Annotated in this window: 21 protein-coding genes, 2 tRNA genes and 1 pseudogene; 14 read left to right on the forward strand and 10 right to left on the reverse strand. The window is 56.4% G+C overall.

Translation table 11 applies throughout. The features are described 5' to 3' along the window. Positions 1-54: 54 nt before the first annotated feature. Positions 55-699 (reverse strand): TetR/AcrR family transcriptional regulator, encoded by a 645-nt coding sequence (locus V5S80_RS04335; protein ID WP_395169549.1) that lies wholly within the window; start codon positions 697-699, stop codon positions 55-57. Then, entirely contained in the window at positions 699-3,008 is a 2,310-nt protein-coding gene (locus tag V5S80_RS04340; RefSeq protein WP_395169550.1) for an MMPL family transporter, read from the reverse strand. Before V5S80_RS04340 ends, V5S80_RS04335 begins: the two co-directional genes overlap by 1 nt. Before the next feature lie 240 nt (positions 3,009-3,248). Between V5S80_RS04340 and pip the strand changes: the two genes are divergently transcribed. Beyond that, positions 3,249-4,328, forward strand: coding sequence for a prolyl aminopeptidase (gene pip, locus V5S80_RS04345; RefSeq protein WP_395169551.1), 1,080 nt, complete (start codon positions 3,249-3,251; stop codon positions 4,326-4,328). Here pip and V5S80_RS04350 read toward each other — a convergent pair. Then, on the reverse strand, positions 4,325-5,929 hold the full coding sequence (locus tag V5S80_RS04350; protein WP_395169682.1) for a peptide chain release factor 3: 1,605 nt from the start codon (positions 5,927-5,929) through the stop codon (positions 4,325-4,327). The two genes, pip and V5S80_RS04350, sit on opposite strands and share 4 nt — an antisense overlap. On the opposite strand from V5S80_RS04350, the gene V5S80_RS04355 reads away from it, so the two are divergent. The 3 genes from V5S80_RS04355 (at position 5,918) to V5S80_RS04365 (ending at position 7,790) form a co-directional block, all read left to right on the forward strand. Beyond that, entirely contained in the window at positions 5,918-6,001 is an 84-nt protein-coding gene (locus V5S80_RS04355; protein WP_395169683.1) for a hypothetical protein, read from the forward strand. The two genes, V5S80_RS04350 and V5S80_RS04355, sit on opposite strands and share 12 nt — an antisense overlap. A gap of 219 nt (positions 6,002-6,220) precedes the next feature. Beyond that, the gene (locus V5S80_RS04360; RefSeq protein WP_395169552.1) at positions 6,221-7,390 is read left to right on the forward strand and encodes an NAD(P)H-dependent flavin oxidoreductase; all 1,170 of its coding nucleotides are present in this window, start codon (positions 6,221-6,223) and stop codon (positions 7,388-7,390) included. Positions 7,391-7,433: 43 nt separating this feature from the next. After that, positions 7,434-7,790, forward strand: coding sequence for a hypothetical protein (locus V5S80_RS04365; RefSeq protein ID WP_395169553.1), 357 nt, complete (start codon positions 7,434-7,436; stop codon positions 7,788-7,790). 54 nt (positions 7,791-7,844) lie between these two features. Here V5S80_RS04365 and pth read toward each other — a convergent pair whose 3' ends face one another. From pth to V5S80_RS04390, 5 genes are all read right to left on the reverse strand, one after another. Further along, positions 7,845-8,501 carry an aminoacyl-tRNA hydrolase gene (gene pth / locus V5S80_RS04370; RefSeq protein WP_395169554.1) on the reverse strand — a complete coding sequence of 219 codons (657 nt, stop codon included), beginning with the start codon at positions 8,499-8,501 and terminating at the stop codon, positions 7,845-7,847. A gap of 18 nt (positions 8,502-8,519) precedes the next feature. After that, the gene (locus V5S80_RS04375) at positions 8,520-9,155 is read right to left on the reverse strand and encodes a 50S ribosomal protein L25/general stress protein Ctc (RefSeq protein ID WP_395169555.1); all 636 of its coding nucleotides are present in this window, start codon (positions 9,153-9,155) and stop codon (positions 8,520-8,522) included. A gap of 288 nt (positions 9,156-9,443) precedes the next feature. Beyond that, complete coding sequence (locus tag V5S80_RS04380; RefSeq protein WP_395169556.1) at positions 9,444-10,412, reverse strand: ribose-phosphate diphosphokinase; 969 nt, start codon at positions 10,410-10,412, stop codon at positions 9,444-9,446. A 171-nt stretch (positions 10,413-10,583) separates the two neighbouring features. Then, entirely contained in the window at positions 10,584-12,098 is a 1,515-nt protein-coding gene (gene glmU, locus V5S80_RS04385) for a bifunctional UDP-N-acetylglucosamine diphosphorylase/glucosamine-1-phosphate N-acetyltransferase GlmU (protein WP_395169557.1), read from the reverse strand. Positions 12,099-12,151: 53 nt separating this feature from the next. Continuing rightward, positions 12,152-12,226, reverse strand: a tRNA-Gln gene (locus V5S80_RS04390). 182 nt (positions 12,227-12,408) lie between these two features. Between V5S80_RS04390 and V5S80_RS04395 the strand changes: the two genes are divergently transcribed. From V5S80_RS04395 to V5S80_RS04435, 9 genes and pseudogenes are all read left to right on the forward strand, one after another. After that, a complete protein-coding gene (locus tag V5S80_RS04395; protein WP_395169558.1) occupies positions 12,409-13,257 on the forward strand; it encodes a TetR/AcrR family transcriptional regulator in 849 nt (282 codons plus the stop codon). A 26-nt stretch (positions 13,258-13,283) separates the two neighbouring features. Further along, on the forward strand, positions 13,284-17,117 hold the full coding sequence (gene mfd, locus V5S80_RS04400; RefSeq protein ID WP_395169559.1) for a transcription-repair coupling factor: 3,834 nt from the start codon (positions 13,284-13,286) through the stop codon (positions 17,115-17,117). A 98-nt stretch (positions 17,118-17,215) separates the two neighbouring features. Then, positions 17,216-18,208, forward strand: a complete 993-nt coding sequence (locus V5S80_RS04405; RefSeq protein ID WP_395169560.1) for a MazG nucleotide pyrophosphohydrolase domain-containing protein — start codon at positions 17,216-17,218, stop codon at positions 18,206-18,208. Continuing rightward, the gene (locus tag V5S80_RS04410) at positions 18,205-18,975 is read left to right on the forward strand and encodes a lytic transglycosylase domain-containing protein (protein ID WP_395169561.1); all 771 of its coding nucleotides are present in this window, start codon (positions 18,205-18,207) and stop codon (positions 18,973-18,975) included. Before V5S80_RS04405 ends, V5S80_RS04410 begins: the two co-directional genes overlap by 4 nt. 205 nt (positions 18,976-19,180) lie before the next feature. Then, positions 19,181-20,464, forward strand: coding sequence for a phosphopyruvate hydratase (gene eno, locus V5S80_RS04415; RefSeq protein ID WP_395169562.1), 1,284 nt, complete (start codon positions 19,181-19,183; stop codon positions 20,462-20,464). Between the two features lie 11 nt (positions 20,465-20,475). Continuing rightward, positions 20,476-21,201 carry a septum formation initiator family protein gene (locus tag V5S80_RS04420; RefSeq protein WP_395169563.1) on the forward strand — a complete coding sequence of 242 codons (726 nt, stop codon included), beginning with the start codon at positions 20,476-20,478 and terminating at the stop codon, positions 21,199-21,201. A 68-nt stretch (positions 21,202-21,269) separates the two neighbouring features. Then, positions 21,270-21,581, forward strand: a pseudogene (locus V5S80_RS04425) (DUF501 domain-containing protein); the annotation flags it as partial. 264 nt (positions 21,582-21,845) lie between these two features. Next, positions 21,846-22,853, forward strand: coding sequence for an exopolyphosphatase (locus V5S80_RS04430; RefSeq protein WP_395169684.1), 1,008 nt, complete (start codon positions 21,846-21,848; stop codon positions 22,851-22,853). An 81-nt stretch (positions 22,854-22,934) separates the two neighbouring features. Beyond that, positions 22,935-23,008, forward strand: a tRNA-Leu gene (locus tag V5S80_RS04435). Positions 23,009-23,140: 132 nt separating this feature from the next. Here V5S80_RS04435 and V5S80_RS04440 read toward each other — a convergent pair. Both V5S80_RS04440 and V5S80_RS04445 read right to left on the reverse strand, forming a co-directional pair. After that, complete coding sequence (locus tag V5S80_RS04440; protein ID WP_395169564.1) at positions 23,141-23,896, reverse strand: tyrosine-type recombinase/integrase; 756 nt, start codon at positions 23,894-23,896, stop codon at positions 23,141-23,143. Positions 23,897-24,102: 206 nt separating this feature from the next. Beyond that, positions 24,103-24,465 carry a hypothetical protein gene (locus tag V5S80_RS04445; protein ID WP_395169565.1) on the reverse strand — a complete coding sequence of 121 codons (363 nt, stop codon included), beginning with the start codon at positions 24,463-24,465 and terminating at the stop codon, positions 24,103-24,105. A 193-nt stretch (positions 24,466-24,658) separates the two neighbouring features. On the opposite strand from V5S80_RS04445, the gene V5S80_RS04450 reads away from it, so the two are divergent. Next, positions 24,659-24,973, forward strand: a complete 315-nt coding sequence (locus V5S80_RS04450; RefSeq protein WP_395169566.1) for a PLDc N-terminal domain-containing protein — start codon at positions 24,659-24,661, stop codon at positions 24,971-24,973. The last annotated feature ends 63 nt before the right edge of the window (positions 24,974-25,036 follow it).

The following is a 25,036-nucleotide window of genomic DNA, read 5'->3' on the forward strand; positions in this document are numbered from 1 at the left end:
AGACAATAGGGTGGTTGCGGCCCCGCACGCGCTTGGCATGCGTGCGGTGCAGGATTAGCCGACGGGAGTGTCGATAAAACGATTCCGTATCGTTGCGAATGACTGGCGTAGGGTGCTCAGGAACTCATCTTTGGGAATACCCTGATCGGCAAGTGATTGTCCACGGCCTAGACCGAAACTACTCACTGTTGCGTTCATTGCTGCGACTGAGAGTTCATAGAGTAAGCACACATGCAATGACCGGGGGGAGTATGGCACCCCGCAGAGGATTGACTCGCGAGCAGCGATGGCTGCGTGCATCTTGTCAATATCCGCATGGTACTGATCAGCACATTCAGATTCTCCTGAACTGAGTAAATATAGCGCGATAGCTTCCGGGTTGATAGCAGCCCACCCCTTATCGAAGATGGTGTGTATCAACTGTTCAGCGGCGTGCTCAAAACAGGAGAGAATATCCCACTCGGCAGGTGCGCTCACCATAGTGGACGCGAACGCATCAAACAGGATCGAGCATTGATATTGCAATGCCTCACTGACCGAGGAGAAATAGTTGTGGAATGTCCGGACGGACACACCTGCCTCCTCAGCCACTGCGGCCACCGTGAATCCATCAATCCCGCGGTGCGTCATCACCGTCAGTGCAGCCTCGGCGATGGCGTGTCGCGTGGCTGTTTTCTTCGATTCACGACGTCCACTCATTAGTCAGCATCTACCTTTGTGCTCCCCGACGAGTGTTCATCATTGGAGATATCTGTGATCCCTTCACCTTCGACGTCGACGCGTGGCGTGATTCTATCCAGCCACTTGGGAATCCACCAGGCTTTCTCATCAAGGATGAACATTGTCGCTGGGATGAGCGTCATGCGCACGATAAATGCATCAATAAACACCGCGACCGCCAAGGCGAACCCCATCGTCTTAATAACCTGCAAATCCTGCAGTACGAATGCTGCGAAGACGGAGATCATAATTAAGGCTGCGGCTGTCACCACACGGGCACCGTGTTTGAAGCCATTGACAGCAGCATTCCCAGCGGCCTCTCCGTGATGCCACATCTCACGCATCCGTGACACCAAGAAGACCTCATAGTCCATGGCGAGACCAAAGACGATACCGATCAGGATGATCGGAAGGAACGATGTGATCGGCTGCGGATCAGAAATGATGCCCAACCATCCTTCCTGGAAGACACCCACTGTCAGGCCGAAGGTTGCACACACTGTCAGGCCGAATCCAAGTGCAGCCACAAGTGGCACAGGAATGGAACGGAACACCACCATCAGGATGAAGAACGCCAAGACAAGAACGATCGCAATGTAGGGAATTAAGACGTTATCGAGGCGGTCTGAAATATCCGTCTGAATCGCTGTAATCCCGGTGACACCGTAGGTTGCTTTAGTCTCGTTCGTGAACGAGGTTTCCTTATTGCGGATAGCCTGTAATGTCTCTTTAGTCTTCTCATCGACGCTGCCGGTCGTTGGTTCAATGAGAATCTGGGCGGTATCGCCAGCCTTATTAAGTTGGCCCACCATGGCATTCTTCACACCATCGACGGTGGTGAACTCCTGAGCAGCCTTCGCAAACACGAGTGGACGCTGGTCCTGTGGTACATCTTTCGCATCAACGACGGCAAGCAGTGGGGCATTCCGGCCGGGGCCGAAGGCGTCGTCAACCAGTTCGTAGGCATGGCGAGGTGACTTGGCTGGATCTGAGGTGGCATCCGTTGGTAAAGCGAGATCCAAACGGGTCATGGGGATAGCAATGAGAACAAGTGCAACGACGCCGACACCCACAAATGCCCACGGCTGCTTGCGCACGAGGCGAACCCAACGTAGGCCCATCGTCGGTTTGTCACGCTCAGGGTCAGGCGCTTCGATGAACGGAACGTTACCTTTGAAGAATGCGGTGCCGAACAAGCCCAGGACAGCGGGTAGTAGTGTCAGTGCAACTAACACAGCGATAGCTACCGTGGCAGCGGCCGTGAGAGCCATCGTCGACAAGAAAGGAATGTTGACGACGGTGAGGGCACACAACGCGACGATGACGGTGAGTCCAGCGAAGACCACCGATGACCCAGCGGTGCCGACAGCGCGTCCGGCAGCGTGAATCCTGTTATTAGTCTGAGTTAATTCATTCTTGTACCGCGAGGTAATAAACAGGGCGTAATCAATGCCCACAGCCAGACCCAACATAGAGGCCAACATCGGGGTCGAATTATTGACACTGTCGACCAAACCCGTCAATGCCACGACGCCCAGGTTGCCAATAGCCACACCGACGAGTGCTGTAATGATCGGCATACCTGCGGCAATCAGACTACCGAAGGTGATGATGAGGACAAGGAAACCAACAGCAATGCCGATGAGCTCGGACACACTGGAGCTCGGTGGCTGCATCGTGAAAGCTTGGCCTTCATATTCAATGGTGAGGTCGGACGATCGGGAGTGACTAATGATGTCCTCAAACTTGTCGATACTCGACGCGGGAACCGACGACACCGTCTTCGCATCAAACGTAATGCCAACGGTGCCCGTCTTCTGATCGTGAGACAGAGGCGAGGCCGATTGAATATTCTTGGCGATCTGCGGTTCCGGCAGCTGTTGCTGTTGTCCTGCTGCCGCAATCTTCTGACTGACCCCGGCCGCTGCGGTCGCTGGATCCACCAGGGCATCCGTATTTTTGAGAATGCCCGCATCCTTCAATGCGATCAGCGTGCTGTTGATTTTTTGTTGCATATCCGGGTCAGTGAGCGTTTTCCCGTTGTCAGCTCGGAAAACGACAGTCCCTGTGGGGGTGCTTGCTTGGTTTCCTACCCCAGGGAAACGCTCTTTCATCAGGTTTTGAGCTTTTTCGCTCTCAATGCCGGGAATGGAGAATGTGGAACTCGTACTTTCCGACAGGGATGTAGCAGCAGCGCCCATACCAATGAGGATGAGCAACCACACGGCGATGAATCGCCATTTGTGCCGGTAGGCAGAGGAACCTACCCGGTAGAGAAAACGTGCCATAGAAAAGCAGCCTTTCGTATCAAGGGGTGAGGTCTCCCGAGGCGCCACGTATACGTCATAGAGTGCGCAGAAGGGGATCACATCTACGTTAGAAAAACTTGCACGATGCGTGCAATATTTATCGAGCTTTGGTACACATTTGTTACAAACACACCCCTCTGAACACGACGATTCATCCCAGACACGTCCTGCACCCACACCCCTGCCCGCCCAGCAGGCATCTATGGTTAGGTGGACTCCATGGAATCCCACAATGGACATCACGCTGACGCCACCACCGGGCTCTACCCCACGACAACCCCATACCACGAAGGAACCATCGAACGACCTGCACACCCAGGCTCCGCGGCAAGCACACAGCACATAGCATTCGCAGAATACGGAAACCCCCACGGGGTGCCCGCCGTCTTCATACATGGCGGACCCGGCGGCGGAACAACCGCCAACGACGCCCGGTTCTTCGACCCAGAGCGATACCGAATCATCCTCATCGACCAGCGCGGATGCGGGAAGTCCACACCCCACATGGCAGACCCCAACACCAACATCGATGCCGAACTCTCCGCCAACACCACCGCGGAACTCATCGGCGATATTGAGGCCGTGCGCACAACCTTGGACATAGACAAGTGGGTAGTGTTCGGCGGATCATGGGGATCAACACTCTCCCTCGCGTACACCCAAGCACACCCACAACGAGCACTCGCCATTATTCTCCGCGGCATATTCATGCTGCGACGCACCGAACTCGATTGGTACTACAACGGTGGCGCAGCCTACCTATTCCCCGACAAATGGGAGCGGTACCTCTCTGTCATTCCCGACGACCAGAAACCCGATCCACTCAACCCGGCCGGAATGACACACCTACCCGATGTCAACCTCATGGAGATCTACCATGACCTCCTCAGGTCGGACGACCACGACACCGCCCTCGCAGCAGCACGCGCATGGAGCGTATGGGAAGGCTCAACCTCCTACCTGCGCGATCACTCCACAGACACCCACGAGGACGAACACTTCGCCCTCGCATTCGCCCGCATTGAAAACCACTACTTCGTCAACGGCGGATTCATGAAAGAAGGACAACTCCTCCGAGACGTCGACAAAATTCGACACATCCCCGCCATCATCGTCCAAGGACGCTACGACGTCGTCTGCCCACCCATCACAGCCTGGCAGCTCCACAAAGCCTGGCCCGAAGCTAAGTTCGTGTGGTCACCAACATCAGGACACGCCTCCTACGAGGCCGAAACAACCTCAGCACTCGTCACAGCAACCGACACCATCGCCGACCAATTGGGAGCACACCGGCGCTAGTCAGCCACCATCGGCTCAAGCGTACATTCAGGATGCTCCCGCTCAATGAACTGGAGCTTCCATTTATCACCAAAAAGCGCGATGAGCTCCCCGTCGTCACGAGTGAAAACCTCCACACCACGCTGCCGGTTCAACTCAGGCGCCGACTGTGCATCAGTACGACGCGCCACCGAGTACGGCACCGGAGTTGTTTCCGTCTCAACGTTGTACTCATTGTCCATTCGGCCCTGCATGACCTCAAACTGCATCGGGCCCACCGCAGCCATCACGGGGGCAGCATCACCACGTGCATCATTGCGCAAAATCTGCACCACCCCCTCCGACGACAACTGCTCCAACGCCTTACGAAACTGCTTATACTTCCCCAACGACCGCGCCCGCAACGTCCGGAAATTCTCCGGCGCAAACTGAGGCATCGGCGCAAATTGCACCCGCGTCCCATCATAAATGGTGTCACCAGGAGCCAAAGCGCCCGCATTCACCAATCCCACAATGTCACCGGGGTAGGCTGTCTCCACCGTGGAGCGCGTGCGACCGAACACCGTCAACGCGTACTTCGTTGAAAATGACCGGCCCGACTGCGCATGAGTCACCTGCATACCGCGATGAAACTCGCCGGAGACCACCCGCATAAACGCCAGCTTATCCCGGTGGTGAGCATCCATACCGGCCTGCACCTTAAACACCACACCAGAAAACGCATCCACGGGCCTGCGCACCGCATCAATCGCACCCGAGGATTTCCCCGTAGACTCCATTATCTTCGGATCCGACTCCCGCGGCCCCGGCTCAGGAGCAAGCTCACACAACACATCCAAAATCTGGTGAACACCAAAATTCAACATCGCTGACGCAAACACCACCGGCGACGTCGTACAGTCCAGAAAAAGCTCCTGATCATGGACAGCACCATCCATCGTGAGAAGCTCACACTCCTCAACAGCCGTATCCCACACATCGCCTTCCTTCGACGACGCATCCTCAGGGGAGTAATGCTCCTCAGGCGCAATGGTCGAGCCACCCGCCGTCCGCAAAAAGTGAATATATTCAGTGACCTCACCATCGTCGCCGCGCCGGGCTAGACCGTGAAAATCGCCAGCCATACCCACCGGCCAAAACAACGGGGTGGGTTGAAGCCCAATCTCATTGACGATCTCATCCATCAACTCAAGAGGCGCCCGGCCCGGACGATCCCACTTGTTAATCACCGTAATAATGGGAAGGCCCCGCGCCTTACACACACGGAACAGCTTGAGAGTCTGGGGCTCCAAGCCCTTGGCACCGTCAATTAGCATGACAGCAGCATCAACGGCGGTGAGCACACGATAAGTGTCCTCCGAGAAGTCCGCGTGGCCAGGAGTATCCACCAAATTAATAACGTAGGGGGCCGCACCCTGTGGTGCATCCTCCGGGAGGTACTCAAACTGCAACGCCGACGACGCAATGGAAATACCGCGGTCTTTTTCCATCTCCATCCAGTCCGACACTGTCGACTTCCGCCCCGCCTTACCATGGACAGCGCCAGCTTCGGCGATAACATGCGCGTGGAGGGCTAGGGCCTCAGTCAACGTGGACTTACCAGCGTCGGGGTGTGCAATCACTGCGAATGTCCGGCGCCGTGCGCTCTCCTCCGCGACCGTGCTCATCAAACTAATCCTTATCGTCTACTGTGATCTACCGTGTGCCATTAACGTATTGGAAGGCTAGCGGCGCCAGTAATTACTGTGGCCTTCAGCAACTCCTGCCCACCTTAAACATGTGCACCATCTAGCCGTGGCCCACACCTGGGCGTGGCAGCAACCCAACCGCTTCATGATAGCGGCATCTGAGCGAACCTCACGTTTTCGGTGAACAACTCACATGGCGGTGTACCGGTCGGTATCGTCTCCACTATGAACACGGCACCGAACTCACCCTCAGCAGTGCCCATAAAATCTACGGCCTGCCGTACCATCATTGCTGCTCCTATGGCTGGTGGCCCATCATGTCCAGCACTCGTTGACGCGGTAGCTGCGCATGGGGGATTAGGATTTCTCGCCGCCGGGTATAAAACGCCGGACGCGATCGATCGCGAATGTGACGAGGTTGCTCGCCGGGCGCGTGACCGTGGTGCGGAGCCCTTCTTCGGCCTCAATATATTCATACCCCAACCTAGTCCGAGCCGGCCCGAGCGTGACCGTGCTGAAGCCTACCGCGATACACTCCAACCGTACTATGAGAGTCTCGGGCTGGATACACCCGAGCTGACCTGGAACACTGACGATCATTGGGAAGGGAAACTCGCGATCATCCGCCGGCGTCTCTCCATGAGACGATCGCGCCAGAAGGAGACAGAAAAAGTCCTCACCGATGATCACGCCGCATGCCCCTCAGTGGTGAGCTTCACCTTTGGCCTCCCATCGACGGAATTAATCGACGAATTTCACACGCACGGAATTGAGGTATGGGCCACCGTGTCCACCGTTCGAGCAGCATGTGATGCTGCCAAACGAGGCGTCGCAGGAATCATTATTCAGGGGGTTGAAGCAGGCGGACACCGTGCAACACTGACACCTGGTGAAGAACCCAATTCTGAACCGCTTCTCACTCTCCTGCGCTCTGTCTCCGCAGTCCTTGCCGATACACCACAGGGCGAACCCAGACCTGCCATCATCGCCGCTGGCGGAATATCGACACGTGAAACGGTTGTCGCCGCATTGAGTAGCGGTGCCGATGCGATCGCCGCCGGCACCGTGTTCGCTGCCACTGAGGAGGCGGGAACGAATGAGCCGTACCGGCAAGCACTCATTTCTGCGACGACGGATGACACTGTTGTTACCCGCGCATACTCCGGCCGCCCCGCGCGTGGACGTCGAAACGAGTTCATCGACGCACATCCTGACGCGCCCGCCGTGTACCCAGCGGTGAACGGGCTGACCTCTCCGATCCGTAAAATCGCGACCACACAGGGAAATACCGAGTACATGTCACTCTGGGCAGGGCAGGGTGTTTCTGCTGTTCAGGGTGGACAAGTGGGCGATGTTGTTTACCAGTTGGATGTAGAGAGGAGGGGCCTTTCCTAGGGGGTGCTACGGTTTCACCTCAGAGTGCAACGAAAGGCAACCTGTGGGTAAGCGTACAAACGACCATTCCGCTATTGATCCCGCGATGAGGCGGCTGAGCCTGTTCCGTGACAAAGAAGCTGAATACGAAGCCCGCTATTACGCCCGCGTGGAGGCGCGCAAGAATGGTGCCCTTGGCCATGAGGTATCAACCTCATTAGGGCGATCGGCACTCCATGAGGAAGTGGAGAAATGCCTGTATAAGGGCCCCAAAGAGAGGTGTTGTCAGTCGTCGCCTCGGTGTATCCGGTGTCCGTACGTCGTGGCTCACTTGCGTCGAATGGACATAACAACACTTGACGACGACGCCCTTGGGATCATGATTAAAAAGTTGAGAAAACGTCACCACACACCTAGATGAGCACTTTCCGGGTCTAGTATTCCCGCATAGACCAGGGGAGTAGATGCTCTCTTGTCAGTGAACCTCGTTTTGCGCGTACTCCAGACCGTGTGCGATGAGGAGTTCGACGGCGTCCGCAGCATCAGCGCACATGATCTGCACGTCCGTAGCTTCCTTTACAGAGAACTTTGTGAGCACGAAGTCTGCGGGAGACATCCGCCCAGGTGGACGGCCAACCCCTACACGCACCCGGAGATAGTTCTTCGTTCCCAGCGCCTTAGTGATATCCCGCAGACCATTGTGACCACCTTCACCACCACCTCGCTTCAGACGTATCGTCCCGAACTCGAGGTCAAGATCATCATGAAGAACGATCACGTTGTCTGCTAGGACATGGAAATACCGCGCCAACGACGCGGTCGGCCCACCCGACAGGTTCATATAGGACCGCGGGCGGCCAAGAATAACCGGCACACACGAACCCCCAGGCCCGGGCAATGACATCTGGGCCACATCCGTGTTGGTCTTCTTATGCCGTGACAATGTCAATGGCGTGGGAAGCGCGCGCGACGCGAGCTCGTCCAGCGCCATCTGACCAATATTGTGTCGAGTGTTGTCATAGGAGGACCCCGGATTGCCTAGGCCAATCACAAGAAACGGGTCGGCACTGGAGGGACTATGGGAACCCGGCCGTGATGCACGACCACGACGCGATGCAGACGATGACAACACACCCACGAGAGATAAGCCTTACTCAGCGTTGCTCTCGGACTCAGCCTCAGTGGACTCGCCCTCAGCTTCGGCGTTGTCCTCATTGTCAGATTCGGTGTCCGCAACCTCAGGAACGACAACGTTGACAATCAGGGTGTCCGGATCAGAGACTAGGGTGGTGTTGGCCGGCATCCGGATGTCACCAGCGGTGATCTGGTCGCCAACCGCAAGGCCCTCAACACTGACGGTGATCTCTTCTGGAATGGAGAGAACATCAGACTCAACGTTAATAACATCAACGTCCTGCATGAGCATGCCACCAGGAGCAACTGTGCCTTCGGTAACAACTGGAACCTCAACCTCGACAGTTTCGCCACGGCGAATAGCTAGGAGGTCAGCATGGTCGGCGTCGAGAGTAAGAACATTCTGATCAACAGCCTTCACCATGGTGAGGTGCTTGTCGCCCTCGACGTCAATGTCGACAACGGCGTTTGAACCATGATTACGCAGGACAGCATGGAATTCAATGGAATCGACCGAGATATGGATCGGCTCGTCCAGCTCATTGCCGTAGATCACGGCGGGGATGCGGCCTGCGCGACGCAAGCGGCGGGATGCACCCTTGCCGAACTCGTGGCGGGCGGAAGCATCAAGGTTAGAAATGTGAGTAGCCACAATAATCTCCAATCATCAGCGATAAACGCGCAGATAACGGATTCCATGAAATGAATATCAGCGCGTCTGCCGCCCCGGAGAGATCGCGCAGAAAAAGGCGGAATAGTGACTTCATGAGGCCATAGCGCTCACTGTGCGCCCACACCGCTGGTGATTTTCATCGCGTCGATAACGGGGCCATGCATGGGACAGGGCCACCCTCGCCGAGACATACCCGGTAAGAATAACAATATCGGCCGGAGGAACCAAACGTTCCTCCGGCCGAGGAGACCACCAAGCAAACAGCTACTACTCAAAGAGCGTTGTGACAGACCCGTTTTCGAAAATCTCGTGGATCGTTTTAGCCAAGAGCGGAGCAATTGACAACACAGTCAGATTCTCCCAGTGGTCGGCGTTCTGGGGAAGCGTATCAGTGGTGATCACTTCACGGGCACCGCACGCGGAGAGACGCTCGCGGGCTGGATCCGAGAACACACCGTGTGTCGTGGCAATAATGACATCGTTGGCACCAGCTTCGCGAAGAACTTTGACAGCGCCGGCGATAGTTCCACCGGTATCAATCATGTCATCAAGCAGGACGCACGTGCGCCCGGAGACATCACCGACGACTCGATTCGACGTGATCTTGTTGGCAACATCAATGTCACGTGTCTTGTGGACGAACGCGAGGGGCGCATTCCCAAGTTCCTGCGCCCACTTTTCGGCGACCTTGACACGGCCAGCGTCGGGGGAGACCACAACAATGTTTGATGTGTCGTACTTGGATTTCACATAGTCCGTCAGGATCGGCATGGCGTGCATATGATCCACAGGCCCATCGAAGAAACCTTGGATTTGGTCGGTATGAAGATCGACAGACACGATCCGATCTGCGCCAGCCGTCTTCAAAAGGTCAGCCACCAGGCGGGCGGAAATCGGTTCGCGGCCGCGATGTTTCTTATCCTGACGGGCGTAGGGGTAGAACGGGAGAATAGCTGTGATGCGCTTCGCGGATCCACGCTTGAGCGCGTCGATCATAATGAGCTGTTCCATCAGCCATTTGTTGAGTGGCTGGGGGTGGGACTGCAACACGAAAGCGTCGCTACCGCGGACGGATTCTTCGAACCGGATGAACACTTCGCCGTTGGCAAAGTCGCGGGCGGTGGTGGGTGTGAGCTCGATACCTAGTTCTTTGGCGACGCGTTCTCCCAAAGCAGGGTGTGCGCGTCCGGAGAAGAGCATGAGGTTTTTCTGGTTTTCCGTCCAGTGTGAATTCACGGTATGCCTTTCTGTGGTGACCACGGTGATCACGCTTGTCGGCGGTCAGGTTAGGAACCACGTTGATTGTGCAGGCGTGGATTAGTGGGACTCATCAACAATACCTGGCACGTAGTGATACTACGTGCTGACGGCAGGGGTGTGATCGGGTGGTGCCATATTGCCAGACTCTTAGTGTGTGCCATCGGGGGAGGTGTCGTTGGTAGTGCCCCCTGCCTCGTTGGTACTACGCATAGCGGCTTCGGCTGCTTTCGCTGCGGCGCTACCCGGGCGTTTTGTGGACACCCACCCTTCGATGACTCGCTGGCGTGCGCCGGGAACGACGAGTGCTCCGGCTGGGACGTCATCGGTAATGACGGTTCCTGCGCCTGAATAAGCACCATCGCCAACGGTGACGGGGGCGACGAACGTGGTGTCAGATCCCGTCCGGACATGTGAGCCTACGGTCGTGCGGTGTTTGTTGACACCATCGTAGTTGGCGAACACAGATGAACAGCCAATATTGGAGTACTCGCCGATCGTGGCGTCACCAACGTAGGTGAGGTGGGGAACCTTAGTGCCACGTCCGATGGTGGAGTTCTTCGTTTCGACGTATGTTCCGATTTTGCCGTCGTCACCCAGGTGTGTTTCGGGTCTGATGTACGCGAAGGGGCCGACGGTGGTGTGTGCGCCGAGGGTGGAGTCTGATCCGTGGGATCGGATGACGCGCGCGCCTGTTCCGACGACGACGTTGGTGAGCGTGGTGTCGGGTCCGATTTCTGCTTGGTCGTCGATCTGTGTTCGTCCGTGGAGCTGTGTTCCCGGGTGGATGGTGACGTCACGGCCGATAGTGACGGTGACGTCGATCCACGTGGATTCGGGGTCGATGATGGTCACTCCGTTGCGCATGTGATGCTCGCACACCTTGCGGTTGAGGACTCGCCCGGCGTCGGCCAGTTGGACGCGATCATTGACGCCGGCGAGTTCTGCGGGATCGTGTGCCATGTGTCCGCGGGCAATGAGCCCCTCGTTTCGTGCGATGCCGAGGACGTCGGTGAGGTACATCTCGCCCTGTGCGTTGTTGGTGTCGAGTTTGCCTAGTGAGCGACGTAATACATCAGCGTCGAAGGCGAAGACCCCGGTGTTGACTTCTTTGATGCGTCGCTGTTCGTCCGTGGCGTCTTTTTCTTCGACGATGGCTGTGACTTCACCATCGGCGTTGCGGATGATGCGCCCGTATCCCGTGGGGGTGGGGGCATCTACGGTGAGTACGGTGACTGCGGCTGCGGGGGTGCGGGTGTGGGCGTCGACAAGGGATTCCAGAGTTGTCGACGACAGAAGAGGAACGTCAGCGTTGGTAACGACGACAGTGCCTGTGAACCCGTCAAGCTCGGGACTATCGATGCCGCACATGACAGCGTGGCCAGTGCCATTCTGCTGTTCCTGATGGGCTAGTGCGACGCTGGACGCTGGTGATGATTCCTTCTGCCAGTTATCAACAGCGTGGGCAACGAGTTCTTTTTGATGCCCCACGACGACAACGAGATGGTCGGGGCTGAGCCCTGTGGCTGCATATAACGAGTGGGAGAGAAGTGAGCGCCCCCCAATCTGATGCAGCATCTTGGGGGTATCTGACTTCATTCGGGTGCCAGCCCCTGCGGCCAAAACAATGACTGCAATTGGGGTAGTGCTCACGGACTCTCCCATCGGTTTAGCGGGTTCGGGTGATAGATCCGATCATATAGCTGTGCATATAGTTGTGGCTCTCCCGCCAGGACTCGAACCTAGAATGGCTGGACCAAAACCAGCTGTGTTGCCAATTACACCACGGGAGAAAATGCGGAAACGACGATTGCCCGTCGCTGCGGCGCTTAACTCTACCCGACGACCCGGAGAAAATCCCATTTCTCCTGAACAGACCCTTGCAACACGTGGCATGAAAGACAGTTGCTGTGCACCATGAGGTCATTTCCGGAACTGGGGCAACCGTGTCGTCAGTTCCAGATATTCTGTGGATATGACACGTCAACGTATGTCAGCCGAACAGCGTCGTTCCCAGCTGATTGCTATGAGCAGACCAGTTTTTGCTGAAAAAGGTATTGAAGGAACTAGCGTAGAGGAACTCGCGTCCCGGGCGGGGGTATCCAAACCCGTTATTTATGAGCACTTTGGCGGAAAAGAGGGGCTTTATCAGGCAGTTATTGATGAAGATATGGTTGCTCTTGACCGCACTATCGACGACGCTCTCGTCCAAGGGCGATCCCGGATCCGTATCGAGCGTGCCGTGTATGCAGTGTTAGATTTTGCGGAGACGAATGAGGATGCATTCCGGATTCTGGTTCGGGATGGTGCCGTGGTCGGCGCTGTGGGGCGGTCGTCCCAATCGACGGCGTCAACGTCGTATTACGGTGTCTCGACGGGGCACAATTCCCGGCCTGGTGGTGGGCATCAATCCACGTTGCTGGGGTTATCTGTGAACAGGGCGTCCCATATTCTTGCGCACGCATTTAAGAGGAATGGTTTAGATGAGCGTTTAGCAGAGCTATATGCCCAGGGGATGATGGGATGCGTGGCCATGGTGGCACAGTGGTGGACAGTGAACACGATGGGTACTGATACCAGCGCGCAGACTGGCCAGGGTGGTAGTAATGCCACGGCCCTCTTTAGTAAGGACGTTGTGGCAGCACACATCGTGAACCTCGTGTGGAACGGTCTCGCAGGTATGGAGAAGAACCCGATTCTCCACGAGGATGTGGAAGGCGAAGCAGGCCAACAGGGCGCACGCCTTGGCGCAGGTAAGGACGCGGATCCAGCGGAGGTATATAGGCAGACACGGAGCGCAGAGGTATTCCGCGGCGAAACCTAGATGGAAGGGCCGTTACAATCAGCGTCATGACAGACTCCTCTGCGACCACCCCTGCGCCCGTGCCCGACGCTGCATCTGAAACACCACGGTCATGTGATGCGGAGACAGTGCAGGCTCAGCCTAGGGATGGCGTGCAGGCACCGTTGACGGGGGTAGCGCAGCTGGCACTGCAGTCGCCGAAGCTCAGGGGAGTCACTGCCTCAGTGGGGGCACCGCGTCTCCACGTTTCCGCCATCGACGAGGCACGCCCGTGGGTCACCAGGGCAATTGCGGAGAAGTCGGTCGTGATTGTGGTCACGGCCACTGGCCGCGAAGCACAAGATCTCACCGCGGAACTGCGTGAGATGATGGGCGATGCAGTTGCCCTCTTCCCAGCATGGGAAACACTTCCGCATGAGCGTTTGTCTCCTAGTTCGGAAACCATCGGGGCGAGACTGCGCGTCCTTCGTCGTCTTACTCACCCCGACGATATTCCTGGCCAGAAGCCGATACGCATCATTGTTGCTCCCGCGCGATCCTTCATTCAACCGATCATGAAGGGGCTAGGGGAGCGCGAACCCATCCTCCTCGCCCCGGATACCGATGTCACGGGCATCGCCACACAGCTGGCCGCAATGGGGTATCAGCACGTGGACCTCGTCGGCAAGAGGGGCGAATTCGCTGTGCGTGGTGGGGTTATCGATGTTTTCCCCTCGACAGCAGACCTCCCCGTCCGCGTCGAATTGTGGGGCGACGAGATTTCGGATGTGCGGGCTTTTTCCGTGGGGGATCAGCGCACGATCGATCACGTTGATCCCGGCATTGTCCCTGTGTATCCGTGCCGTGAACTCCTCATCAACGACGCCGTCCGTGACCGCGCACAGGCCATGGCGCGCACCCACGCCTCGAATGCGACACTGGCAGATGCATTCATGAAGATTAGCGAGGGCATCGCTGTGGAGGGAATGGAATCCCTGATTCCCGTCCTTGTCGACGGGCCGATGGTGACCCTTCCCGAGGAAGTCGCGGCCGCAGACCCATCGTCGACACCGACGGTGCTGGTGATGTCACCAGAAAAAGTACAGCGCCGCGCAGAAGATCTCATCGCGACGGGTGAGGAGTTTATCAAGGCCGGATGGAACGCCGCCGCGATGGGCGCCGAGGCTCCAATTGATACCGCCGCACTCGCCGAAGGTCACGAGGACGACTACGAGCTCAATGTGGAACAAAGCGCCTACCGATCACTCGGGGCGATGGAGAAAACCGCGGAAAACAAGGGTCTTCCTTGGTGGACATGTGCCCCTCCCGGCTTCTTAGGCACCGCCGACCTATCATCCACGCTGGAGCTAGACTTCACCACCGGCCCGCAGCCGAAAGGCAAACCAGGTGATGTCGAGAAAGCCATGACGGATCTAGTTGACCACGTCACCGGTGGCGGCCGCCTGGTCTACACCGCCCTCACGCCGGCGTCCGCGAAACGCATGGCCACCCGTTTTAAAGAAGCAGGAATCGGCGTTGCCACCGACCCAGACCCGCAGGCCGCACCAACACGGGGACAAGCCACCATCATCCGCGCCCTCCTGCACGGCGGACTCATCATCCCCCACACCGAGGACACTGATACCTCCCGTCCGCTCCTCATCGTTGCCGAAACAGACTTCACAGGCAACCGCATCGCCGCCTATGGCGATGGGCGTCGCCGCCCACAACGCAAACGCAACCGCGTCGACCCATTGTCCTTAAGCCCAGGTGACTTCGTCGTCCATGAAACCCACGGCATCGGTCGCTTCGTGAAAATGCAAGAGCGCACCGTCGGCAAAGGGGAGGATGCAACCCGCCGGGAATACATGGTCCTTGAATACGCGCCGTCCAAACGCGGGGGAGCCTCCGACCATTTGTACGTACCCATGGACAGCTTGGATTTGCTCTCCCGGTACGTCGGTGGAGAGAACCCCTCGCTATCCAAGATGGGCGGCTCCGACTGGAAAAACACCAAGAAAAAAGCGCGTGCAGCTGTCCGCGATATTGCCGCTGACCTCGTACAACTCTATGCCAAACGCCAAGCCGCGCCGGGGCATGCATTCGCATCAGATAGCCCGTGGCAACGAGAGATGGAGGATAATTTCCCCTTCACGGAGACAGAGGACCAGTACAACGCGATTGAGTCCGTCAAAGCCGACATGGAGAAGCCTGTCCCCATGGACCGTGTGATCGTGGGCGATGTGGGGTATGGGAAGACAGAGGTTGCGGTTCGGGCGGCGTTCAAGGCGGTGCAGGATGGAAAGCAGGTTGTTGTTCTTGTGCCGACAACACTGCTAGCTCAACAGCACTTTGTCACGTTCAGCGAGCGAATGGAGGGTTTTCCTGTCACGATTCGCCAACTTTCCCGCTTTACGACCCACCAACACGCGCGTGAGATTCTCACCGGTTTGACGGAGGGTGAGGTCGACATTGTTATTGGTACGCACCGTTTGCTGCAGACGCAGGTGCAGTGGAAAAACCTGGGCCTTGTCATTGTTGATGAAGAGCAGCGTTTTGGTGTGGAGCATAAAGAACACATTAAGACGTTGCGATCCCATGTGGACATGTTGACGATGTCGGCGACACCGATTCCCCGCACGTTGGAGATGTCGATGGCGGGTATCCGTGATATGTCCACGATCCTGACGCCACCCGAGGACCGCCACCCGGTGTTGACGTATGTGGGGGTGCAGGAAGATAAGCAGATCGCGGCTGCGATTCGCAGAGAATTATTGCGCGATGGCCAGGTGTTTTATGTGCACAACCGTGTTCGGACGATTGAGCAGGTCGCGCAGCATATTCGTGAGCTTGTTCCGGAAGCACGCGTGGTCGTGGCGCATGGTCAGATGAGTGAGGATCAGCTCGAAAATACCGTCGCGGGGTTCTGGGACCGTGAGTATGACGTGTTGGTCTGTACGACGATTGTCGAAACTGGATTGGATATCTCTAACGCGAACACACTCATTGTGGAGAACGCCCACCATATGGGGTTGGCGCAGTTGCATCAGCTTCGTGGTCGTGTGGGGCGCTCCCGTGAGCGTGGTTACGCGTACTTTTTGTATCCTCCGTCGCAGACGTTGACAGAGACGTCCTATGACCGATTGTCGACGATTGCGCAGAATAATGATCTGGGTGCTGGTATGGCTGTCGCCATGAAGGATCTTGAGATGCGTGGCGCCGGTAACGTGCTGGGTGCGGAACAGTCGGGTCACATTGCGGGTGTTGGGTTTGACCTCTATGTCCGCTTGGTTGGGGAAGCCGTGGAAGCATTTAAAGCGATGGCTGATGGGAAGCCGATTGATGGCACTGATAAAGAGGTCAAAGAAACACGCATTGATATCAATGTGGATGCGCACATTCCGATCAGCTATGTCGCTTCCGAGCGCCTTCGTTTGGCCGCGTACCGTGATCTCGCTCAGGCGAAGAGTGAGCAGGCGCTAGAGAATGTTCGTGCTGAACTGGTCGACCGGTATGGGCAGCCGCCGGAGGAGATCGATCGGCTCCTCGTCGTTGCACGATTGCGAATGGTGTGTCGTGAGTGTGGTGTGACGGACGTCGTTGCGACGGGAGCGCATAAGGCAGCCATTTCGTTTTCCCCCATTGATTTGCCAGATTCCGGTCGCGTGCGCTTGGCCAGACTGTACCCTGGGGCGCAATATCGGGCTACCACGCATAATGTGGTTATTCCCGCGCCAAAGAAAGGTCGTGGTATCCGGGCGCAAGTATGTAGAGATGAGGAATTGCTGCAGTGGTGTGCGGACGTCATGACGTCACTGATGGGTAAGCCTCGGCACGATGTGTGTGGGTGCCGCGCGGCGGGTGTTCACGCTGCAGCGGGGGGTGAGCGTGGCCTGGGGTGAGGACCGTGGGGGTGGCGGCTGGTATGGGGGGAGTCACCATAAGTGGGGTAATCACCAAAAAAATTCCCCGATTAGTAAGTTCCGTTAATATAAAAATTATGTCTGTCATTGTCCTCGATCCCCGTTTTCCTGGCATGGTGCCCGTTGAAGCTGTTCCGCTGGTGGGCAATGATGTGTGTTACACCGAAGAAGTTCCTGTTCGCATCCGTTGGGTCATCGCTGATCTTGGTGGGCATGTGGTGGAGGATACTGCGACTCTCATTACCACCGATCCGTATAACGACGTGGTACGGGAGCGCCTCCACGACGGAGATAGACTTTTGGTCGCCCCGTCACTGTCGTGTCAACGACGTGAAACTCGGGCGTTGCCGGTGGGAGAGTCGGACAGTGGCCGCGATCGTGTGTCTGAGAGTTCGGCGTCACCCGCGGAATATGATTTTGCGCTGAAAGATATTCCGCAGCTCACCGCCGGTGATGGTGCAGGTGACGGAGCAGCGACGGTTATGCCTGGTGGTGATCAGCCCGTCGATGATCCGCTGAGTGCTGGCACCGTAGTTGAGGATGAGGTAGCCACGTCAGCGGGTTTATCGTCGGATGATGGTGGTGATAGTGGTGTTCCTGCCGCTGTTGTGGATGAGATTGAAGAAGCAATTGTGGTGATGTCTCGTGCGTTACGACAGGGGGAATGGGAGCAATCACAAAGTCACGAATCTCTTTTGGCATATATGCATGAAGAGGTTGGTGAGTTTGCAGATTCCGTCACCGCCTGGCAGCCCGGTGATGTAGCGGCTGAGAAGCGCCTGTGTGATGAGCTGTCAGACATTCTTTTGCAGGTTCTGTTCCATGCTGAGATTGCTAATCGGCGTGGCGCTTTTGACATTGGTCATGTGGCGGCGTCGTTTGTTCATAAGATGCGGTCGCGTGCTCCGTACCTCTTTGAGGACGTTGAGCGGCTGGTTTCTCAGGACGAGCAGAATCGTTTGTGGGAAGAAGGCAAACGGCGAGAGCAGTCGTATACGAAGACGTCTGAAAGTAGCGACGACGATGATAATGAAGAACAAAGTAAAGGGAGTCTCTGTTCCGGGTCATGAAGTTTGTGCGAACACTTTTTGCTGTCTTTGCAGTGTTGTCGCTGGTCATCGTCGCTATTGGTTGGTTGATTTCGCACGTTCACACTGATAATTCGTCGATGCGGAAGCCGATACCGCCGGGCGCCCCGCCTCCCAATGGTGTTGCGGCTCCGGCGGTTGATACGAGTAAAGATGCCCGCACGTCGATTGAATTCAGGTCGTGGGCACAGCCGATCTCGCAGAAAACAGGGATTTCGGTGGAGGCGTTGAGCGCTTATGCTAACGCGAATGTGATGGCTCGTCATACGAAGCCAGAATGTCATCTCGATTGGACGACGTTGGCTGGTTTGGGATGGGTGGAGACACGCCATGGGACTTATACTGGACACCATTTTGATTCTGCATCGATTGGGCCTTCTGGTGAGGTGAAGCCGCATATTCGGGGAATCCAACTTGATGGTTCTGAGGGGTTAGAGGATCTACCTGATAGTGATGGTGGGCAGTTGGATGGTGATAAGGAGAAGGACCGGGCGATGGGACCGTTGCAGTTTATTCCTCAGGCCTGGGACAAATATGGCCGTGATGCTACTGGTGATGGTAAGGCCGACCCGGACAATATTGATGACGCTGCGGTGGCTGCGGTGAACTTGTTGTGTGATTTTGATCGTGATCTGTCAACGTCGAGTGGGTGGGTATCGGCGGTGCGGTCATATAACAATTCTGAGCAGTATGTGGAGGATGTCCGGCGTGCAGCGGCGAATTATGCCCTTGAGCAGCGTCCTGCGTAAAACTGGGTTGTATGGCGTGGTGACTATATCGGCATGGTTGCATCGTGTATGCCATAACGGTGGGATCATGCCACAATGGAACGCGTAGGTCGCGCTGTGCCGTCACCATCATCTGCTGTGTTGTTTACGGACTCACCGGTGGCGCTGGTTGGTTGAGGCGAGACCACCGTTACATAGGTTGTAGTCGTATAAACAGGAGGCCATGGTGGCTCAGATTATCGATGTTCAGGCTCGTGAGATCCTTGACTCACGCGGCAACCCCACTGTTGAGGTTGAGGTGCTTCTTGACGATGCATCGTTTGGACGTGCAGGTGTCCCGTCCGGTGCGTCGACTGGTGTTCATGAGGCGCATGAGCTCCGTGACGGTGGTGATCGCTACCTGGGTAAGGGTGTTGAGCAGGCTGTTGAGAATGTTAATGAGAAGATTGCTCCTGCTGTGATTGGACTTGAGGCTGATGATCAGCGTCTTGTTGACAAAGTGATGTGTGACCTCGATGGGTCGGATACTAAGTCCAATCTGGGTGCTAACGCGATCCTTGGTGTGTCGTTAGCGACGGCTAAGGCTGCGGCGAGCTCGGCGAATTTGGAGCTGTTCCGTTACCTCGGTGGCCCGAATGCGCATGTACTTCCGGTGCCTATGATGAATATCGTCAATGGTGGTGCTCATGCGGATTCTGGCGTTGATGTTCAGGAATTCATGATTGCCCCCCTTGGTGCTGGTTCTTTCCGTGAGGCGCTGCGTATGGGGGCAGAGGTTTATCACCACCTGAAGTCGGTCATTAAGGATAAGGGCCTCTCTACTGGTCTTGGTGATGAGGGTGGTTTCGCTCCGTCGGTGGGCTCTACGAAGGAGGCTTTGGATCTCATCGTCGAGGCTGTGAAGAAGGCCGGTTACACGGTGGGCGAGGATATTGCCTTTGCTTTGGATGCCGCATCGTCTGAGTTCTACGACAAGGACAAGGGTGTCTATAGGTTCGAGGGTGGTGAGCACAGTGCTGAAGACATGATTAAGGTCTATGCCGAGCTCGTCGAGAATTATCCGATTGTGTCCATTGAGGATCCGCTTCAGGAGGATGATTGGGACGGCTACACTATGCTCACTGCAGAGATCGGTGACAAGGTCCAGATTGTTGGTGACGATTTCTTTGTTACTAACCCGGCCCGGTTGAAGGAAGGCATCGAGAAGAAGGCTGCGAATGCTCTGTTAGTCAAGGTGAATCAGATTGGTTCTCTCACCGAGAGTGCGGATGCTGTGCAGTTGGCTCAGAATAACAACTACCGTTGTATGATGTCGCACCGTTCTGGTGAGACGGAAGACACCACTATTGCTGACCTGTCTGTTGCGTACAGCTGCGGCCAAATTAAGACCGGTGCCCCGGCACGTTCGGAGCGTGTTGCTAAGTACAATCAGTTGTTGCGCATCGAGGAATTCCTTGGTGACGCTGCCGTGTACGCCGGCCGCTCAGCTTTTCCACGTTTTAACGGCTAGGATCACTGCCTATGGCACGCACACCTGATTCAGATTCGACGAGAGATTCCTATTCTCTCGTAGCAGGGAAGTCGCGCGATCATGTTGATGATCGTGTCGGCGCTGTGTCCGGAGACAGCGCACCTCACGGGGCGTCTCGATGGGATGGGGATTCTGATCAGGGTGTGTCGTCGGGGAAGGGGGCTTTACCGAAGCCGAAGCGTCAGTCACGCCGTCGTCAGGCGCAACGTCGTTTGCAGGAGCTCCGCATTGGGCGGGGGAGGAAGCAATGGGTGCTCACTGTTCCCAGCCAGCAGTCGGCGGTTCGGTTAACGATTCTGGCGGTTCTGGTGGTGGCGATGACGATGACTGTTGCATCCCCATTGAAGTCATATTTCCAGCAGCGTAGTGAATTGCAGCAACTTCATATTGATATTGTGCATCAAGAAAAAGAGAAGGCCGAGCTGCAAAAGCAGTTGGCTCTCTATAACGATGATGATTTTGTGAAAGAGCAGGCTCGGCTGCGTTTAGGCATGGTTGAGCGGGGGGAAACAGCGTGGCGGATTATTGATCCCTCGATTAAGTCCAGTACCCCGGAAGAATCATTGCGGCAGAAGGATAAACAGCAGGATCCGTGGTATACGCAGTTGTGGAGTTCGGTGCGGACGAAGCCAGCGGATAAGCATATGCAGGATGAGGATGCCCCGGCGTTGGGTGTTCCGACGGTGAAGGATCCAGATCCGAACCACGGGGAGTAGGCACTAGCGCATTAGAATGTGGGGTCATGACAACTTTCCCTGGAGTGTCTAGTGATGACATGGCCATTATGACCACTCAATTGGGTAGGCCCCCGCGTGGCGCCCTTGAGGTGGCGTACCGTACTCCTGATGGTCAGCCTGCTGTGGTGACGACGTCACCTCGGCTTGATGATGGAACTCCTTTTCCGACGCTGTACTACCTGACGGATTCACGATTGACGGCGGAGGCCTCACGCCTTGAAGTGGCTGGGGTCATGAAGACGATGACTGAACGCCTTCAGCATGATGTAGACCTTGCGGCGGATTACCGCGCGGCGCATGAGCACTATTTGAGTGTTCGCAACAGTATTGAGGATTTAGGAACGTCGTTTTCCGGTGGTGGTATGCCTGATCGAGTGAAGTGTCTTCATGTGTTAATGGCGTACGCACTGGCTGAAGGGGCTGAGAGGTTTCGGTTAGGAGCCGAGACTGTGGCGTTGGCTTTGGAACACAACCCGGGGTTGCGAGGTACAGCGTTGCCGGCGGACTGGCCGACTGTGGGTGAGTTGGGCATCAGCTTGGATGAGGCGACGGGATTCGTTGTTGCAGGCGAGGGTGGCGTGGATCCTGTGGGTCGACAGCGTGGGCCCGGCGTTGTCGTTGATGTGCGTGATGGTGTTTCTTCTGAGAGGGGGGCTGGGGACGGTCGTGGTGGGGGTCGTTCGTTAGCTGCGGTGGATTGTGGGACGAATTCGATTCGTCTTCTTATTGCTGATGTTGATGTGACCTCTGGTCAGGTTCAGCGTGAAGTGATTCGTCAGAACACGATTGTTCGGTTGGGTGAGGGGGTGGATGCTACTGGGCGGCTCACTCAGGCGGCGATGAACCGCACACGGAGTGCTCTGCGGGGTTATGTGGATCTGATGCTGGAGCATGGTGTGAGTGATGTTCGTATGGTGGCGACGTCGGCAACACGAGATGCTACTAACCGTGATGAGTTTTTCGACATGACAGCGAAGGAACTGGGCAGGGTGGTGCCGGGTGCTGTCGCTGAGGTTATTGATGGGACAGAAGAGGCGTGGTTGTCGTATCGTGGCGCGACGATGGATGTCGACGTGGCGGGTCCTGTTGTGGTTATTGATGTTGGTGGTGGCTCGACTGAGTTCGTGATGGGGCACAGTGATGGTGGTGTGATCGCAGCGGTGTCCACCCAAATGGGTAGTGTTCGATTGACTGAGCGTTTTCTCCACTCTGATCCTCCGACGGTGGTTGAACAGGACGCTGCTCGCGCGGTGATAGAGGGGAAACTCCGTGATGTTACGGAGGCGTTGCCGTTGGCGTCGGCGGCGGCCGTGGTGGGGTGTGCAGGCACGTTCACTACTGTTTCAGCCATTGTGCAGGATCTGCCGGAATACGACCCAGGCAAAATTCACCTTTCGACACTGCGGATTGCGGATATTCTGGCAGTATCGTCGGCGGTACGGGGTGAAACGGTGGCGGAGCGGACGAGGCGGCCTCAGGTGGTTCCGGGGCGTGCTGATGTCATTGGTGGGGGGACCCTCATTGTTGATACCATCGCGCAGTTTATTCGCCGTGAGATCGGCGTGGAGACGATCACTGTGAGTGAGAAGGATATTTTGGACGGGATTCTTGCTGAACTCGCAGTGCGATAGTGCGTGTTGTGGTGGGTGACCACGGGATTCTTTTCCCGTGGGGTGGAGGCGGTATGATGATGCACATCATTGCGTGTTCTGGCCCCTATAGCCCAACCGGCAGAGGCAGTGGACTTAAAATCCATTCAGTGTGGGTTCGAATCCCACTGGGGGCACACCCTATTTTTACCGCCTGACCAGGGGTTTTGCACCTTGGGAGGGCGGTTTTTGTGATCTAGGCCATAGTGGCCTGACCAGCAGTTTTATAATCGTTTAAAACGGATGTCAGCCAAAAGTCAGCCAAAAAATCAGACCGCCCGCAACCGGCCAACTCCTTCCACAAGCTCGTCCATCGCAGACGAAACAACATCCAAATCATCATCAAACAGAGCCGAATACGTATCCAACGTCATCGCCGCCGACGCATGTCCCAACTGACGCTGAACCACCTTCACATTCGCACCCGACGACACCAACAAACCCGCCGCAGCATGACGCAAACCATGCGGAGTCACCGACGGAAAACGGGCCTCCCCAGCGCGCCGCCGGCGATCCTCCGACCACCGCGCCTCACGCACCGCATCCTTCCCCTTCGGCGCTTGAAGGCGGGCAACGGCCTCATAAAACCAACTACCCGTGCTCGGCAACATCAACGGCTCCCCATTCTCCCGGCACCACACCCAATCACCAGGAGCCTTCCCCTCAATGATCGGGGCGAGCAATTCACACACAAAGCTGGGCATGGCCACACTCCGTCGCTCGTGTGTCTTCGGGGTCCCAATGTGAATCGATCCCGCGGCGGTCACCGCAGCCCGCTCAATGTGCAACCGGCGACGCGCAAGGTCAACATCTTCCACCTTCAACCCGGCCAGCTCGGAGAAGCGAATACCTGTAGTTGCAAGCACCCACACAATTTCCCCATAGTGTGAATACTTATCAGCCAATGCTCGTATCTGATCGGTCGTTGAGACCACTTTCCGGGCGGGTGTTTTGCGCGGCAAAGTAATATCACGAGCAGGATTATCCTTCAGGTGATCATTATGAAGTTCCTTGAGAATAGCCACTTTGTCACCATGTGATTTTGGGTCGGAGGCTCAACGTGGTTAGCCAAGGGTCTTATATGTGGTATGCGGATTGGGTGCGGTTATGTCAATGTATCTAGTTCTGTGGATGTTGAAGGGGTATTCCGTATTTGTGGCGTACGCGTGTATGTAGGGAGAGCTTAGATATAGAAAAACCGCCCTCGAAAGGGCGGTGATGTCAGCTCTTGTTACTTAGCTGCTTTCTTTGCTCCGGGGAGGCAACCTGCGAGGCCGCCGGTGATTCCTCCGCCGATGCCGCCGATGATCGCGCCAGCGATGTTACCGGGGCCAGGGCCGAAGACGGTTCCGGCAGTAGCGCCTGTGAGGATTCCGCTTAGGGTTCCTCCGATGGTGCTGAGTGCGCACTTGGCAACGTATGCTTTGTGCTCAGGGGAGTTCTTGGATGGGGTGGCTTTGTCAGCCGGCTTGACCTGCTGGACGGTTGCAGTTGCCGGGGTTGAAGGAGCCTCGGCGGCCTGAGCTGCCGGGGCTGCAACGGTAAGGGCACCAGCGAGAGCGAGGCCTCCGACGAGAGCCTTAGCGTTCTTCATGAGATTTCCTCTCTGAGGGATGGACAAATCACCTTATTTGTACCTCGCCGTCAGCTAAAATGCCAACTCGTGCAGCCTGTAAAAGTGTTAAAAAAATGTTAAAAATCATTGTTGCGGCCTGGTGGTGAAAGTAGTGCTAGGTCCACTGTGCACCCCGGCATGGTTAGTTAACCTCGCTATCGTAAGGTTAACAGTGACGAAGCCTGTTGTGGTGATCGTCAATTCCGCTGAAGGAGGCATCATGAACTATGCACTATCACCCTTGATTCTCGCAGGATCTGACAGCGACGCTTTCGGGCCGGCCATGGCGGTCGGCTTGGTCGCCCTGATCGCCATACCGTTGGTCATTTTTGTTGCCGCGTTTGTGTCCATTGTGGCCTCGAAACGCTATACCGCCTTCGGGAAAATCGTGTGGATTGTGGTGACCTTCACCTTCCCATTGCTCGGGCCTATTGTGTGGTTCTTGTGGGGGAAGAACGCGGAATCACTAGACCTTTTAAGGAAATAAGGGACCTTTATCTAGACGGATAAACACCACGGTTACCGGTCGCGTCTCGACGTGGTTGTCCCT

It is taken from the genome of Corynebacterium sp. PCR 32 (assembly GCF_037464985.1).
GTDB classification, from domain to species: Bacteria; Actinomycetota; Actinomycetes; order Mycobacteriales; family Mycobacteriaceae; genus Corynebacterium; species Corynebacterium kroppenstedtii_D.